Annotated in this window: 17 protein-coding genes; 4 read left to right on the top strand and 13 right to left on the bottom strand. The window is 67.7% G+C overall.

Annotated elements, in window-relative coordinates; all coding sequences use genetic code 11:
* Positions 1 to 9: 9 nt before the first annotated feature.
* Positions 10 to 1,431, bottom strand: a complete 1,422-nt coding sequence (gene dnaB / locus EV670_RS16580; protein ID WP_130434200.1) for a replicative DNA helicase — start codon at positions 1,429 to 1,431, stop codon at positions 10 to 12.
* On the opposite strand from dnaB, the gene EV670_RS18945 reads away from it, so the two are divergent.
* Entirely contained in the window at positions 1,430 to 1,552 is a 123-nt protein-coding gene (locus tag EV670_RS18945) for a hypothetical protein (RefSeq protein WP_278044431.1), read from the top strand. The genes dnaB and EV670_RS18945 overlap by 2 nt on opposite strands.
* Before the next feature lie 53 nt (positions 1,553 to 1,605).
* On the opposite strand, the gene rplI is transcribed toward EV670_RS18945, so the two are convergent.
* The 9 genes from rplI to EV670_RS16535 form a co-directional block, all read right to left on the bottom strand.
* A complete protein-coding gene (rplI, locus tag EV670_RS16575; protein ID WP_130434198.1) occupies positions 1,606 to 2,058 on the bottom strand; it encodes a 50S ribosomal protein L9 in 453 nt (150 codons plus the stop codon).
* A 13-nt stretch (positions 2,059 to 2,071) separates the two neighbouring features.
* Positions 2,072 to 2,365, bottom strand: coding sequence for a 30S ribosomal protein S18 (gene rpsR, locus EV670_RS16570; protein ID WP_130434196.1), 294 nt, complete (start codon positions 2,363 to 2,365; stop codon positions 2,072 to 2,074).
* Between the two features lie 28 nt (positions 2,366 to 2,393).
* Positions 2,394 to 2,723, bottom strand: coding sequence for a primosomal replication protein N (priB, locus tag EV670_RS16565; protein ID WP_130434194.1), 330 nt, complete (start codon positions 2,721 to 2,723; stop codon positions 2,394 to 2,396).
* Positions 2,724 to 2,748: 25 nt separating this feature from the next.
* Positions 2,749 to 3,120, bottom strand: a complete 372-nt coding sequence (rpsF, locus tag EV670_RS16560; RefSeq protein ID WP_130434192.1) for a 30S ribosomal protein S6 — start codon at positions 3,118 to 3,120, stop codon at positions 2,749 to 2,751.
* 201 nt (positions 3,121 to 3,321) lie between these two features.
* Positions 3,322 to 5,457, bottom strand: a complete 2,136-nt coding sequence (locus EV670_RS16555) for a VC_2705 family sodium/solute symporter (protein ID WP_130434190.1) — start codon at positions 5,455 to 5,457, stop codon at positions 3,322 to 3,324.
* Between the two features lie 2 nt (positions 5,458 to 5,459).
* The gene (locus tag EV670_RS16550) at positions 5,460 to 5,717 is read right to left on the bottom strand and encodes a DUF4212 domain-containing protein (protein ID WP_130434188.1); all 258 of its coding nucleotides are present in this window, start codon (positions 5,715 to 5,717) and stop codon (positions 5,460 to 5,462) included.
* 116 nt (positions 5,718 to 5,833) lie between these two features.
* On the bottom strand, positions 5,834 to 6,412 hold the full coding sequence (locus EV670_RS16545) for a tetratricopeptide repeat protein (RefSeq protein ID WP_130434186.1): 579 nt from the start codon (positions 6,410 to 6,412) through the stop codon (positions 5,834 to 5,836).
* Entirely contained in the window at positions 6,409 to 6,705 is a 297-nt protein-coding gene (locus EV670_RS16540; protein WP_130434184.1) for a hypothetical protein, read from the bottom strand. The genes EV670_RS16545 and EV670_RS16540 overlap by 4 nt, the downstream gene beginning before the upstream one ends.
* A gap of 145 nt (positions 6,706 to 6,850) precedes the next feature.
* The gene (locus tag EV670_RS16535) at positions 6,851 to 7,216 is read right to left on the bottom strand and encodes an RT0821/Lpp0805 family surface protein (protein ID WP_165393349.1); all 366 of its coding nucleotides are present in this window, start codon (positions 7,214 to 7,216) and stop codon (positions 6,851 to 6,853) included.
* Positions 7,217 to 7,389: 173 nt separating this feature from the next.
* Between EV670_RS16535 and EV670_RS16530 the strand changes: the two genes are divergently transcribed.
* On the top strand, positions 7,390 to 8,838 hold the full coding sequence (locus tag EV670_RS16530; protein ID WP_130434180.1) for a GntP family permease: 1,449 nt from the start codon (positions 7,390 to 7,392) through the stop codon (positions 8,836 to 8,838).
* Positions 8,839 to 8,841: 3 nt separating this feature from the next.
* Here EV670_RS16530 and ppsA read toward each other — a convergent pair whose 3' ends face one another.
* A complete protein-coding gene (ppsA, locus tag EV670_RS16525; RefSeq protein ID WP_130434178.1) occupies positions 8,842 to 11,241 on the bottom strand; it encodes a phosphoenolpyruvate synthase in 2,400 nt (799 codons plus the stop codon).
* A gap of 176 nt (positions 11,242 to 11,417) precedes the next feature.
* Here ppsA and ppsR point away from each other — a divergent pair, with 176 nt between their 5' ends.
* Positions 11,418 to 12,236 carry a posphoenolpyruvate synthetase regulatory kinase/phosphorylase PpsR gene (gene ppsR / locus EV670_RS16520; protein ID WP_130434176.1) on the top strand — a complete coding sequence of 273 codons (819 nt, stop codon included), beginning with the start codon at positions 11,418 to 11,420 and terminating at the stop codon, positions 12,234 to 12,236.
* On the opposite strand, the gene EV670_RS16515 is transcribed toward ppsR, so the two are convergent.
* The gene (locus tag EV670_RS16515) at positions 12,230 to 13,144 is read right to left on the bottom strand and encodes a patatin-like phospholipase family protein (RefSeq protein WP_165393348.1); all 915 of its coding nucleotides are present in this window, start codon (positions 13,142 to 13,144) and stop codon (positions 12,230 to 12,232) included. The two genes, ppsR and EV670_RS16515, sit on opposite strands and share 7 nt — an antisense overlap.
* A gap of 97 nt (positions 13,145 to 13,241) precedes the next feature.
* Between EV670_RS16515 and EV670_RS16510 the strand changes: the two genes are divergently transcribed.
* Entirely contained in the window at positions 13,242 to 13,871 is a 630-nt protein-coding gene (locus tag EV670_RS16510; protein ID WP_130434172.1) for a TetR/AcrR family transcriptional regulator, read from the top strand.
* On the opposite strand, the gene EV670_RS16505 is transcribed toward EV670_RS16510, so the two are convergent.
* Positions 13,868 to 15,028, bottom strand: coding sequence for an MFS transporter (locus EV670_RS16505; RefSeq protein WP_242617020.1), 1,161 nt, complete (start codon positions 15,026 to 15,028; stop codon positions 13,868 to 13,870). The genes EV670_RS16510 and EV670_RS16505 overlap by 4 nt on opposite strands.
* Positions 15,029 to 15,039 lie beyond the last annotated feature (11 nt).

Genomic DNA, 15,039 nt, shown 5'->3' with positions numbered 1-15,039 from the left:
CCGCGGGGCTCAGTACTCTCCGCCGCCGCTGCCCGGCGCCAGGTTGTCGAACTTGGTCAGCGGCTTGAGGAAGGTCAGCCGCAAGGTGCCGGTGGGGCCGTTACGCTGCTTGCCGATGATGATCTCGGCCACGCCCGGCTCCTTCGACTCCTTGTTGTAGTAGTCGTCGCGGTAGATGAACATGATGACGTCGGCGTCCTGCTCGATCGCGCCCGACTCGCGCAGGTCGCTCATCATCGGCCGCTTGTCGGGGCGCGTTTCCACCGAACGATTGAGCTGCGACAGCGCGATCACCGGGCATTGCAGTTCCTTGGCCAGCGCCTTCAGGCCGCGCGAGATCTCGCCCAGCACGGTGGCCCGGTTCTCCTCGTTGGAACTGCTGCCGCTCATCAGCTGCAGATAGTCGACCACGATCAGGCCGAGCTTGCCGCACTGGCGCGCCTGGCGCCGCGCGCGGGCGCGCAGTTCGGCCGGGTTCAGGCCCGGCGTCTCGTCGATGAACAGGCTGACGCTGCGCAGCTTCTCGACCGCATCGCTGAGCCGGCCCCACTCGTCGTCGCGCAGACGCCCGGTGCGCAGCCCGCTCTGGTCGATGCGACCGAGCGAGCCGACGACCCGCAGCGCCAGCTGCGAAGCGCCCATTTCCATCGAGAACACGACGACCGGCAGGCCTTCCTGGGCCGCCACGTGTTCGGCGATGTTGAGCGCGAACGCGGTCTTGCCCATCGACGGCCGCGCGGCCAGCACGATCAGGTCGCCCGGCTGCAGGCCGGCGGTCATGCGGTCGAGATCGTAGAAGCCGGTGCGCACGCCGGTCACGTCCTCGGCGCCGTTCTCGGCCAGCTCCTGCACGCGGTCGAGCAGCGCCACCACCAGCTGGTCCATGCTCTGGAAGCCCTGCTTGGTGCGCGAGCCCTCCTCGCCGATCTTGAAGATCTTGCCCTCGGCCTCGTCGAGGATCTGCGAGACCGCCCTGCCCTGCGGGTTGAAGGCGGCGGTGGCGATCTCGTCGCTGGCCGCGACCAGCTTGCGCAGCACCGCGCGCTCGCGAACGATCTCGGCGTAGCGGCGCAGGTTGGCCGCACTCGGCACGCTCTGCGCCAGTGCGTTGAGGTAGGCCAGGCCACCGACCTCGTCGGCCTTGCCGAGGTTGGTGAGTTGCTCGTGCACCGTGATCACGTCGGCCGGCCGGGTCTGGCTGACCAGCGCGCCGATCGCGGCGTAGATCAGCCGGTGCTCGTAGCGGTAGAAGTCGCTGTCGCTGAGCAGGTCGCCGGCGCGGTCCCAGGCCGTGTTGTCGATCAGCAGGCCACCGAGCACGCTCTGCTCGGCCTCGATCGAGTGCGGCGGGATGCGCAGGCGGGCGACTTCGTCGTCGACGCGGGGATCGGGGCGTGCGGCCTGGTCGGAGCCGGGAAGGAGTGCGGACATGATCGCCAATCTTAGGCGGCGCGGCGACTGGCGCCTGTGGACAGAGCTGTGGAAATGCTGGGGGCGCGCTGGGAATATCGCCGCCGCAATGAAAAAGACCGGCATCTGCCGGTCTTCGTGAGGGCCGGCATGAAGCCGGCCTTCGAGGTCCAGGCCCTGCGGCCTGGTCGCCGATCAGTCGGCCTCGGGCACCACTGCAACGGTGATGTCGACCACGACGTCGGTGTGCGGCGCCACGCTCACGGCGTGCTCGCCGACGACCTTCAGCGGGCCGTTGGGCATGCGCACCTGCGACTTCGCGATCTCGAAGCCCTGGGCCTTGAGCGCGTCGGCGATGTCGGCGTTGGTGACCGAACCGAACAGGCGGCCGTCGACGCCGGCCTTCTGCGCGATGCGAATCGTCTTGCCGGCCAGCTTCTCGCCGAGCGCGCTGGCGCCGGCGAGCTTGTCGGCGGCAACCTTCTCGAGTTCGGCGCGCTTGGCTTCGAACTGCTCGATGGCGGCGGCGGTCGCACGGCGCGCGGCGCCGGTCGGGATCAGGAAGTTGCGCGCGTAGCCGTCCTTGACCTTGACGACCTCACCGAGGTTGCCGAGGTTCGCGACTTTTTCCAGAAGGATGATCTGCATGTGAGGCTCCTTCTCAGACGCGGTGCTGGTCGCTGAACGGCAGCATCGCGAGGAAGCGCGCGCGCTTGATCGCGGTGGTCAGCTGGCGCTGGTAGATCGCGCGGGTGCCGGTCAGGCGCGCCGGAACGATCTTGCCGTTCTCGCCGATGAAGTCACGCAGCGTGTCCACATCCTTGTAGTCGATCTCCTCGACACCGGCGACGGTGAAGCGGCAGAAACGCTTGCGGCGGAACAGCAGCGATTGGGTATTGCGCTTGGGGCGCTTGTTGTCTTTGCCGAAACGGCCTTTACCACGGGGCGGGGGCATATTGAATCTCCTGAAACTTGAATCCGGATCAAGGCTCGCGAACAGTTGCCGCGGGCTCTGGGGCTTGGGGGTCGATGCTCTGAAGCTCGGTGATGTGCAGCACCACGCTCTTGCCGCGGGCAATGGGTCCGAGGAATCCGGCGATCCGGGCGGTGTCTCCCACCGCAATCCGGTTCAGCCGCTCGGCCATCGCTCCGATACCGACCGCGCGCATCTCGAAAGACACCTTGCGGCTGGCTCCGGCCTCCTGCACCACCGAATCGTGCGCAACGCGCAGATCGAGGGCCGGCAGTCCGGCGGGTGTGTAGCGCAATGCCTGTCGCTCGACGATCTGCGCGGTGAGTACCACGCGGTTCATGCAAGCGACCGCAGCATCAATGAACTCAGGCCGCGACCTCCTGCTGCGGTGCCGACGACTTGCGGGCCTCTTCGCGCTCGACCGACTTCATCATGATCGACGGAGTCGTCTCGGCCTTGCTCTTGGCCACGGTCAGGTGGCGCAGCACGGCGTCGTTGAACTTGAAGCCAGTCTCGAGTTCGACCAGCGTCTCCTTGCTGCACTCGATGTTGATGCAGAGGTAGTGGGCCTTCGCGAGCTTCTGGATCTGGTAGGCCAGCTGGCGGCGGCCCCAGTCTTCCAGACGGTGCACCTTGCCGCCGGAGGCGGTGATGGTGCCCTTGTAGCGCTCCAGCATGGCCGGAACCTGCTCGCTTTGATCCGGGTGGATCAGCAGAATGATTTCATAGTGACGCATTGATGCTCCTTGTGGGTTCCGCCGGTGCCTCGATTGCTCAAAGCTTCAAGCGGGTAAGCCGCCCCGCAGCGTCAGGTTGCGAGTGCAGCAAGGGGGAAAGCCGGCGATTATAGCCCGACAAAGAAAAACGGCCCCTGCCAAGGCAGAGGCCGTCTCAAGGGAGCCGCCTCGGGGCAGCGCCCCGAGGGAGCCGCTCAGGGCTCAGGTACCCAGTGAACGCACGGTGTCGCCGCGCAGGTTCGGGTAGCGCACATGCTCGATCAGCTCCTGCACCTTCTTGCTCGGTGCCGGGGTGAACAGGCTGACGATGATGATCACCGCGAAGCCCAGCGGCACGCCGAACACGCCGGCCGAGATCGGCAGGATGCCGAACCACAGGTCGACTGGCTGAGTAACGCCGAACACGCCACGCAGCCATACATGGTTCATCGCCATGTAGTAGACCGTGATGCCCAGGCCCGAGATCATGCCCAGCACCGCGCCGATGCTGGAAGCACGCTTCCAGAACACGCCGAGCACGAGAGCCGGGAAGAACGATGCCGCTGCGAACGAGAACGCCGCCGAGACCAGGAACAGGATGTCCGCCGGCTTCTGCGCCGCAACGTAGGCCGCGCACAGCGCCACCACCAGCAGCAGGATCTTCGAGATCGTCACCCGGCGCGCGGTCGACGCGTTGGGATCGATCATCTTGTAGTACAGGTCATGGCTGAGCGCGTTGGCGATCGTCAGCAGCAGGCCGTCGGCGGTCGACAGCGCCGCCGCCAGGCCGCCCGCGGCCACCATGCCCGAGATCACGTACGGCAGGCCGCCGATCTCAGGCGTGGCCAGCACGATGATGTCGCCACCGATCTTCATCTCGCCGAGCTGGAAGATGCCGTCCTTGTTGACGTCGGCCACCGACAGCAGACCCGGGTCGACCTTGGCCCAGGCGCCGATCCAGGCCGGCAACTGATCGAAGGGCGTGCCCACCAGCACGTTGAAGATCTCGTACTTCACCAGCACCGCCAGGGCCGGCGCCGTGAAGTAGAGCAGGAAGATGAAGAACAGCGACCAGCTCACCGACTCCCGCGCTTCCTTGACCGACGGCGTCGTGTAGTAGCGCATCAGGATGTGCGGCAACGCGGCCGTACCCACCATCAGGCAGAACACCAGCGCCAGGAAGTTGCGACGCGAATCGTTGAAGGTCTTCTGTGCCTTCTCGTCGCCGTTCGGGTCGCCGGCGAAGGCCGTGCCATGGGCCGGCATGCCGGCCAGCGGCTTGGCCCGGTCCGCGTTGGCGTTGCGCGCCTTGGTGTACGCGTCCTTGGCCTCGGCCTCGGTCTTGGGCAGGCTGGCCAGCGCCTTTTCGGCAGCTTGCACGTCGGCCACCGGCGCATCGGACTTGGCCCTCAGGTCGGCCACCTTCTGCTCGGCCGCGGCACGGTCGGCCGCCATCGCGGCCGGCACGTCCTTGAGCTTGGCCTCGGCCGCTTCGGCGCGCTGCTTGAAGACAGCGATGACCTCGAGCTCCTTCGGGTCGGCCCGGAGCAGCTTCTCCTTGGCCGTGACCTTGTCGAGCTGGAAGCCGTAGATCGCCTGCGGCACCGGGAAGCTGGTCTGCTTCACCGACAGCCAGACCACCGGCACCATGTACGCAATGATCAGGATGATGTACTGCGCGACCTGGGTCCAGGTCACCGCACGCATGCCACCCAGGAACGAGCAGACCAGGATGCCGCCCAGGCCGACGAAGATGCCGACGAGGAAGTCGAGCCCGGTCAGGCGGGCGGTGATCAGGCCGACGCCGTAGATCTGCGCCACCACGTAGGTGAACGAGCACAGGATGGCGGCGAAGATGCCGACGAAGCGCGCCGCGTGGCCGCCGTAGCGCTCACCGAGGAAGTCCGGAATCGTGAACTGGCCGAACTTGCGCAGGTAGGGCGCGAGGAACAGTGCCACCAGCACGTAGCCGCCCGTCCAGCCGAGGATGAAGGCATTGCCTCCGAAACCGGTCAGGTAGAGCGTACCAGCCATGCCGATGAACGAGGCGGCGCTCATCCAGTCGGCGCCGGTCGCCATGCCGTTGTAGAGCGCCGGCACGCGGCGCCCGGCCACGTAGTACTCGGAGGCGTCGGTCGTGCGGCTCATGATGCCGATGCCGGCATACAGGCCGACCGTGGCCAGCAGGAAGGTGAAGCCGATCCAGGCCTTCGGCATCCCCATTTGCTCCAGCACGGCGAGCGCGAGGATGAAGATGATGAAGCCGCCGGTGTACCAGCTGTAGGCTTTGGTGAGTTGCTGCTTGAACGCGGCGTTGGCGGCCGCGCCGGAGCTCGGGGCTGTGTTCAGGTTTGCCATTTTTATTCGTCCTCGGCGACGCCGTGTTCCTGGTCGAGGCGGTTCATGTACCGCGCGTAGAACCAGATGATGAGCACATAGACGACCAGCGCGCCCTGGGCCGCGACCCAGAAGCTGAACGGCCAGCCGAAGAACGTGAAGCTGAGCTCACGCGCAAAAAACGTGGCTACGAAGGTCACCACAAACCAGATCGCCAACAGGATCGCGGTGATCCTGAGGTTTCTCTGCCAGTAGTGACGCTGGGTCTCGGTCAGTTGCATCTTCTGTCTCCTGTCAATGTCTCATCGACCCGGTGCGGGCCCCACCAACACCTTCTTGCGCCTACAACAAAGTACCAACCACGGCACGGTTCCTCCGGGCCTCGGACTGGTCGGGCTCAAGCCTGAGCCGAAGCCGACACAAGGCCCGTCTCCCGCTCCAACTGGGCAGCGACCTTTGGCTCGAAGCCCTTGAGGTGATCGATGATCTTTTTCGCCTCTTCGGGCTGCTGGCGATCGACATGAACCCGTGCCAGCTGATACCAGCCGAACGGGCTCATCGGTTGCAATTCGGTGTTGCGCTTGAGGGCTGCCACGGCATCGTCGAATCGATGCTGGCGGATCAGACAGAGGCCAAGGCCGTACCAGGCCTTGTCGAGCCGCTCGTCGAGTGCGATGGCGCGGCGAAAGACGGTTTCCGCCTCATCGATCGCGCCCTCCTGCTCGAGCAGGAATCCGAGGTTGAACCACGCTTCCGCCCGGTCGGGAGAGGCGATCGTGACCGCGCGGAAATCGGCGATCGCGCCCGGACGGTCGCCCAGCTGCGCCTTCATGTGGCCGCGGCTGGCCAGCGTGTAGGCGTCACCCGGCGCCAGCAGCAGCAGCTCGTCGAAGAGTGCGGTGGCCTGCTGGTTGCGGCCGAACAGCAAGGCCGCACGGACGCACAGCTTGAGCCAGTGATAACGAACGCGAGTCATCGGCACCCCACCATCTCGAGCGAGACGCACAGACTCATCTTCTCGAGGGTCACGACCGCGTAGATCAACAGCAGCAGGAAGAAGGTGACGATCGGCACCTGGCGATCGGCCACCTTGGCCGGCGTGAGCTTGCGCACCACGACCGTGAACGGCTTGGACACCATCTGCAGCAGTTGGTAGAACAGGTTCTGGTCGCGCTTGGCGCCCGCGAGTACGTAAAGCGCGCCTTGCCCCAGCAACGCCAACAGGGCGATGTAGAGCACGAGCTGGGCGATGTTGAGCGCGTTGAGCATGAGACGGCAAACGAGTTGCCGTGATCATTGCCGGCCGGCTTACTCGATTCTGACAATCGATGCCCGCATGCTCGCTGTTCCCATCAGGGACTACCCGCCATTGCCGGCGGAACGTGACGGACTCAACACACCGGGGCCCGGGTTCCTACGGTTGGAGCCGCCACTCGCCCTGCGCGTCGCGGCAGAAACTGTAGACACCTTCGGCCCGCACATTGCGGTGCCAGGTCGAGATGCTGGCACTGCGGCACTTGCGGCCGTCGCGCTCGAAGCTCTGCTGGGGCGTGACCGTGCCGCCGCTGCGGGTACGTTCGTTGGCCCAGTCGACGGCCACGCCATCTGCACTTGAATCCATGGCCTGCGTGAACGCGACCTGCATCAGCGCCAGGTCCTTGCTGTTGAAGCGCGAGACCGGGCTGGTGCGCAGGAAGTTCATGTTCAGCGCGAAGGCCGCGCCAGCCTGGCCGGCCAGCGCAAGTACCAGCAGCGCAGTTCGAAGACGCCGGTGGCGCATCGGGACCCCTGAGAATGGTTGTGGTTTCATCATGCCATGGCGGCCGTGGCGCCCAATGGCCCGAATCCTGCAAAGCTCCCACCCGCCATGAACCCTCCGTCACCGATGCCGCACTCCCAGCCGTCGCCGCCCCTTCCGCGCTTCGGCGCCATGTCGACAAGGGCCTGAGCATCATGGGACTGCTCGGCATCCTTCTCGGCCTGGCCCTCCTGATCGGCCTGGCCTACCGCGGCTGGAGCGTGCTGCTGCTGGCGCCGGCCGCCGCGATGGTGGCCGCGCTGCTGTCGCGTGAGCCGCTGCTGGCGCACTGGACCCAGACCTTCATGGTCGCGGCCGGCGGCTTCGTCGCGCAGTTCTTCCCGCTGTTCCTGCTCGGCGCGCTGTTCGGCAAGCTGATGGAGGACAGCGGCTCGGTCGCTGCGATCGCGCGCTGGTTCACCGAGCGGCTCGGCGTGCGGCGTGCGGTGCTCGCGGTGGTGCTGGCCGGTGCGCTGGTGACCTACGGCGGCGTCAGCCTGTTCGTCGCGATCTTCGTCATCGTGCCGATGGGCCAGGCGCTGTTCGCCAGCGCCGGCATCCCGAATCGGCTGCTGCCGGCCGCGGTGGCGCTCGGCAGCATGACCTTCACGATGTCGGCGATGCCCGGCACGCCGGCGATCCAGAACGCGATCCCGATGCCCTTCTTCGGCACCACCGCCTTCGCAGCACCGGGGCTCGGCCTGATCGCCTCGGCCATCATGCTCGGCTTTGGCCTGTGGTGGCTGGCGCGCGCCGAGCGCGCGGCGCGCAGCGCCGGCGAGACGGCGCTCGCGGCACCGCTTCAGACCCCGGCCCTGGACCAGGGCCTGGTGCGCGAGCGCAGCGTGGCTTCGCGCGAGTTCGACCCGGCCGAGACCGGCCGCGGCCATCGCCACGATCGGCAGCCGCCGCTGGCGGTGGCCGTCGCGCCGCTGGCGGTGGTCGTGCTGGTGAACCTGACGATGTCGCTGCTGGTCCTGCCGCGCCTGGACACCGCCTTCCTGGCCGAGCCGCGCTGGGGTGGCGTCACGCTGGCCGCGGTGGCGGGCGTGTGGTCGGTGATCGTCGCGCTGCTGGCGGCGATCGTCACGCTGCTGCTGCTCAACCGCGGCCGCCTGCCCGATCTGCGCGCCACGATGGACGCCGGTGCCAACGCCTCGGTGCTGCCGATACTGAGCGTTGCCAGCCTGGTCGGCTTTGGTGCCGTGGTGGCGGCGCTGCCGGCCTTCGCGGTGGTGCGCGACGCGGTGCTCGGCGTCGGCAACAACCCGCTGGTCACGCTGGCGATCGCCACCAACACGCTGGCGGCGCTCACCGGCTCGGCCTCGGGCGGACTGACGATCGCCCTCGACGCGCTCGGCGCCGACCTGCTGAAAATGGCCGCCACCGAGGGCATCGACCCGGCGCTGATGCACCGGGTCGCGGTGATCGGCGCCGGCACCCTCGACAGCCTGCCGCACAACGGCGCGGTGGTCACGCTGCTGGCGCTGTGCGGCGCCACGCACCGCGAGAGCTATCGCGACATCGTGGTGGCCTGCATCGTCGGCCCGATCATCGCCCTGGTGGTCGTGATCGGGCTCGGCACCCGCTTCGGCTCGTTCTGAACCCTACTTGGCAAGCAGGCGCCAGGTATCGATCACCGTATCGGGGTTCAGCGAGATCGAGGCGATGCCCTCGTCGGCCAGCCACTGCGCGAAGTCCGGGTGGTCGCTGGGACCCTGGCCGCAGATGCCGATGTACTTGCCCTGCGCGCGGCAGGCGGCGATGGCCTTGCTGACCAGCGCCTTGACGGCCGGGTCGCGCTCGTCGAAGTCGGCCGCCAGCAACTCGAGGCCGGAGTCGCGATCGAGGCCCAGCGTCAACTGGGTCAGGTCGTTCGAGCCGATCGACATGCCGTCGAAATGCTCGAGGAACTGCTCGGCCAGGATCGCGTTGCTCGGCACCTCGCACATCATGATCAGGCGCAACCCGTCCTGGCCGCGCTTGAGGCCACGCGCCGCCAGCAACTCGCCCACCTTGGCCGCCTGGCCGAGCGTGCGAACGAAGGGCACCATGATCTCGATGTTGGTCAGGCCGGTTTCGTTGCGCACCCGCTTGAGCGCCTCGCATTCCATTGCGAAGGCCTCGCCGAATTCGGCGCTGATGTAGCGCGAGGCACCGCGGAAGCCCAGCATCGGGTTCTCTTCCTCGGGCTCGTAGCGGCTGCCGCCGATCAGCTTCTTGTATTCGTTGCTCTTGAAGTCCGAGAGCCGCACGATCACCGGCTTGGGCCAGAAGGCAGCGCCGATGGTCGCGATGCCCTCGGCCAGCTTGTCGACATAGAAGGCGCGCGGGCTGGCATGGCCGCGCGCCACGCTCTCGACCGCCTTCTTCAGGTCGGCATCGACGTTCGGATAGTCGAGGATCGCCTTCGGGTGGATGCCGATGTTGTTGTTGATGATGAACTCGAGCCGCGCCAGGCCGACGCCGGCGTTGGGCATCTGGCAGAAGTCGAAGGCCAGCTGCGGATTGCCGACGTTCATCATGATCTTGACGCGGCTCTCGGGCAGCACGCCGCGCTGGACCTCGGTGATCTCGGTCTCGAGCAGCCCGTCGTAGATGTAGCCGGTGTCGCCCTCGGAGCAGGCCACCGTGACCAGCGCGCCGTCCTTGAGGATCTCGGTCGCGTCGCCGCAGCCGACCACCGCCGGGATGCCGAGCTCGCGCGCGATGATCGCCGCGTGGCAGGTGCGTCCGCCGCGGTTGGTGACGATCGCGCTGGCGCGCTTCATCACCGGCTCCCAGTTCGGGTCGGTCATGTCGGTGACCAGCACGTCGCCGGGCTGCACCTTGTCCATCTCGGCGATGCTGCTGACCAGCCGCACCGGGCCGGTGCCGATCTTCTGGCCGATCGCGCGGCCCTCGGCCAGCACCGTGCTCTTGGACTTGTCGCCCTTGAGCTTGAAGCGCAGTTCGGCCTTGCCCTCGGCCTGGCTCTTCACCGTCTCGGGCCGTGCCTGAAGGATGTAGAGCTTGCCGTCGCCACCGTCGCGGCCCCACTCGATGTCCATCGCGCGGCCGTAGTGCTTCTCGATGATCAGCGCGTAGTGCGCGAGTTCGCCGACCTCGGCATCGCTCAGCGAGTAGCGGTTGCGCTGCTCGGCCGGCACGTCGACCGTCTTGACCAGCTTGCCCGAAGCCGCCTTTTCCTCGGGCGAGGCGAAGATCATCTTGATCAGCTTGCTGCCCAGGTTGCGGCGGATCACCGCCTGCTTGCCGGCGGTGAGCATCGGCTTGTGGACGTAGAACTCGTCGGGGTTCACGGCGCCCTGCACCACCGTCTCGCCGAGGCCGTAGCTGGAGGTGACGAACACCACATCCTTGAAGCCGCTCTCGGTGTCCATCGTGAACATCACGCCGGCCGCGCCGAGGTCGCTGCGCACCATGCGCTGCACCCCGGCCGACAACGCCACCTCGGAGTGGGCGAAGCCCTGGTGCACGCGGTAGCTGATCGCGCGGTCGTTGTAGAGCGAGGCAAAGACCTCCTTGACCTTGTGCAGCACGGTCTCGATGCCGACCACGTTGAGGAAGCTTTCCTGCTGGCCGGCGAAGCTGGCGTCGGGCAGGTCTTCGGCAGTGGCCGAGGAACGCACCGCGAACGAGGCGCCGGTGTTGTCACCGGCGAGCGTGGCGAAGGCGCCGCGGATCGCGGCCTCGAGGTCGGCCGGGAATGGCGCGTTCTCGACCCAGCCACGGATCTCGGCGCCGGCCGCGGCCAGCACGCGCACGTCCTCGGTGTCGAGCGCGCTCAGGCGGGCGTTGATCTTCTCGGTCAGACCACCGTGATGCAGGAACTCGCGGAAGGCGTGCGCGGTGGTCGCAAAGCCGGTCGGCACCCGCACGCCGGTGGCGGCGAGCTGGCTGATCATTTCGCCCAGGCTCGCGTTCTTGCCGCCGACCGACTCGACGTCGCTCATTCGCAATTGCTCGAAGGGCACGACCAGCGCGGTCGCATCAAAGAGGGCCATGGGAAGACTCCAGGAAGTGAAAAAACCGGCGCTCGCAGCGGGCACCCGCGGGTCGTGGTGCGTGCTCTTGTTGTTCTTGTTCACGCACCCCGGCCGCGGAACGGCGAGGAAATTGCTTTAGATTGTACGGATCGCCCCTGCCCCGCAGGGCCCTCGCCTCAGCGCCTTGCAGCACCATGCCCAACCGTTCCGTGTTCTACGTCTCCGACGGCACCGGCATCACCGCCGAGACCTTCGGCAACTCGATCCTGGCCCAGTTCGCCGCCAAGCCGCGCCACGTGCGGCGGCCCTTCATCGACACCCCCGACAAGGCCTTCCAGGTGGTGCGCGAGATCAACGAGACCGCACTGCGCGAGGGCAAGCGGCCGATCGTCTTCGTCACCCTGGTCAATACCGAGATCCGCGACATCGTGGTCAACGCGAACGCGATGGTGATGGACATGTTCCGCACCTTCGTCGAGCCGCTCGAGGCCGAGCTCGGCATCAAGAGCAACCACCGCATCGGCCGCTTCTCCGACGCCTCCAAGAGCCAGGAGTACGACGACCGCATCGAGGCGATCAACTTCTCGCTGATGCACGACGACGGCCAGTCCTCGAAGAACCTGGCCGACGCCGAGGTGATCCTGGTCGGCGTCAGCCGCTCCGGCAAGACGCCGACCTCGCTCTACCTGGCGATGCAGCACGGCATCAAGGCCGCCAACTACCCGCTGATTCCGGAAGACTTCGACCGTGGCGCCCTGCCTTCGGGGCTGGCGCCACACCGCAAGAAATGCTTCGGTCTGACCATCGCGCCCGAGCGGCTCGCCCAGATCCGCCACGAGCGGCGCCCGAACAGCAAGTACTCGGCGATCGAGAACTGCCGCTTCGAGGTGGCGGCGGCCGAGCAGATGATGCGCCGCGAGGGCATCGCCTGGTTGTCGTCGACCACCAAGTCGATCGAGGAGATCGCGACGACGATCCTGCGCGACATCCGGCCCGATCGGCTGGTCTACTGAGCGCTGGCGACCCGGGCCCGCAAGGCCGGCAGGCGCTCTCGTGCGGTGGCCTCGCCCGCGGCGCGCGACTCGATGAAGTAGCTCCTTCGCGGTCCGGCCCAGTAGGGCAGATCCGGGTGAATCAGGAAGTCGGCGCGCGCCACCTCAGGCTCGATCCGTGCTCGCCGCCGCTGATCGCGCAGGCGCATCGACGCCGGCGCATCGGCTGGCGTGCTGCCGGCGCGCGCCGACACGTCCACCGCGATGACGAAGCCGGCCCCGGCCGAGCGCGCGACCGACACCGCTACCGGCAACGACTCGTCGGCGTCTTCGTACTCGACGCCGTCGATGCCGACCGGCGAGATGATGCCGGGCATCGCGCCCGACGCGCGCACCGCCACGCCGGGGTTGCCGTTGGCAAAGAATCGGGGCTGCTTGTCGTCGCGCCGGGTCGCCACGACGATCACGCGGCGAGGCAGATCCTCCAGGCGCCGACCGCCCAGGCTGTCATTCACGTAGTCCTGCAGCTTCTGGCCGCGAATCCAGCCGCGATCGGCAAACGGGTTGGGGTCGAACAGCGTCAGAGGCCCGCCCTGCATCGACCGTTCGTCGATCTGCTCGGCATCGAGGCCGCTGGCCCAGAACACGCCGATCAGCGCTCCGACGCTGCTGCCGACCACCAGATCCGGCTCGATGCCTGCTTCCTCGAGCACCCGCAGCACCCCGATATGGGCGTAGCCGCGCGGGCCGCCGCTGCCGAGGACCAGCGCGACCTGGGGCTTCGGCTGCATGGGCTGCAGTTGCGTCAGAGCTCCGGGGGCATCGGGCTCGCGGTAGTCGAACGCTGCACATCCCGAAAGCAAGGCGGTCAGGCCGGCCAGGCTCAGCAGGCGGCGGCGCGACTCGTCGATGTCGATCGGACGCGGCATAAGCCATCCTTTTGGTTGACAGTGTCTACCTGATGTCCGAGGATGCCATTCGTCGCCACCGGCGTCAATCGCATCGCAACGAATACCACGACTGACCATGCCAGGAACCAAACAGGGGCCAAAGGAGGCGATCGATCTCAAGGAAGCCTGTGTGCGGGCCGCGCACGAAGTCATCGCCGAGCGTGGCGTCGAGCAACTCAGCCTGCGCGACGTTGCGCGCCGGCTCAAGGTCTCGCACCAGGCGCCCTACAAGCACTATCCGAGCCGGGAGCATCTGCTGGCCGAGGTGGTACGGCGCTGCTTCGAGAGCTTTGCGCATTACCTTGACGGACGCGCACATGCCGAGGACCCTCAGCTCGAGTTGCGCGCGCTGGGTGAGCGCTATCTCGAGTACGCCGCCACTCACCCGCTGGAGTACCGACTGATGTTCGGCACGCCCTGGCCGGGCCCGGCAGTCGAGACGGGCCTGGTCAGGGACGCGGTCCACGCCTTCGACATCCTGCGTGGCGTGTTGCGCCGGGTGCATGGCAGCGTTGCCGCCCAGCGCGCGAGGGTGGATCTGGACGCGATGTTCATCTGGGTCAACATGCACGGCCTGGCCAGCATCGGTCAATCCGGCGTGATGGCGCACCTCGGTCTGGCGCCGACGGTCGGCAGCAAGGCCCCCGCCCACGTCATGGCGATGATGTCCGCTGCGCTGTCGGCGACTCACCGACCACCCGGCTAGGCGCCGGTACTGCCCAGTCGTCTTGCCGGCCACGCGCCCGCGCCGACCATCGCGCCCATCGCCCAGAACAGCGCCGCCACGCCGAGCGCGCTGCCGACCAGGCCGAAGGCCAGCGGCATCACGGTGCTCGAGAAGTTGATCGTCATCGAGCGCAGCGCGATCGCCTCGCCCTGGCGCGGCTCGGGCGTGATCTGGTGCAGCGTGCTCATGATCATCGGCTGCACCGCGCCGAGCGCGATGCCGAGCATCGCCGCGCAGGCACCCATTGCCCAGGCGTTGCCCAGCAAGGGATAGAGGCCAAAGGCGAGCGCGGTCAGCACCATCGTGCCGCTGAGCACCGTGCCCTCGTGCAGACGGTGCGCCAGCCACGGGATCACCAGCCGCACGCCGGCCACGGCGGTCGCGAAGACGCCGAGGATCAGGCCGATCGCCGAGGCGCTGAAGCCGAGGCTGTGGCCGAGCACCGGTACCGCGAAGCTGTGCACGTCCCAACTGCTCGACACCAGCCAGTTGACCAGCAGCAGCCGACGCATCGCCGGCGCCGCGAGCAGGTCCCAGGCGGCGCCGCGCTTGGGACTCGCGCCGCTCGGCGCCGCGGCTTCGGCCGGTACCCGCCGTGCCCACCAGGCGGTGGCCAGCGGCAGCAGCGCCAGCACGCCGAAGGCGACGCCGAAGCCGGCCGCGTCGATCAGCAGCCCGGCCAGGACCGGGCCGAGCATGTTCGACATTGCCGGCGCCAGGCCCAGCCAGCTGAAGACCTGCTTGAGCTCGGTTGGATCGCGCGCCATCCGGCCGGCGCTGCGCTGGATCGCGATCAGGCCGAAATTGGCGCCGGCGCCGGCCAGCGTGGCACCGAGCGCGATCGGCGCGATGGCCCAGCCGACCCCACTGTCGAGCAGCGCGCCGAGCGCGGCGACGCTGCAGCCGGCGACGACCAGCACCACCGCCAGCCGCACCGGCCGGTGATAGCCATGACGGTCGGCCATGCGGCCGGCACGCAGCGCCAGCAGGATCGGCGCCGCGGCAAACAGCGCCATCAGCAGGCCGGCGACCCAGGGCGCGTGGCCGCTCTGCAGCGCCCACAGTGGGGCACCGAGACGCAGGCCGGCCATCGCCGCATGCAGGAAGAGCTGGCCGCCGACCAGCGGCACCAGCACCGCGGCGAGCG

This window comes from Rivibacter subsaxonicus, assembly GCF_004217215.1.
Classification (GTDB): domain Bacteria; phylum Pseudomonadota; class Gammaproteobacteria; order Burkholderiales; family Burkholderiaceae_C; genus Rivibacter; species Rivibacter subsaxonicus.
Note: the sequence above shows the minus strand (reverse complement) of the source record. Positions and strands in the feature narration are given on the sequence as shown.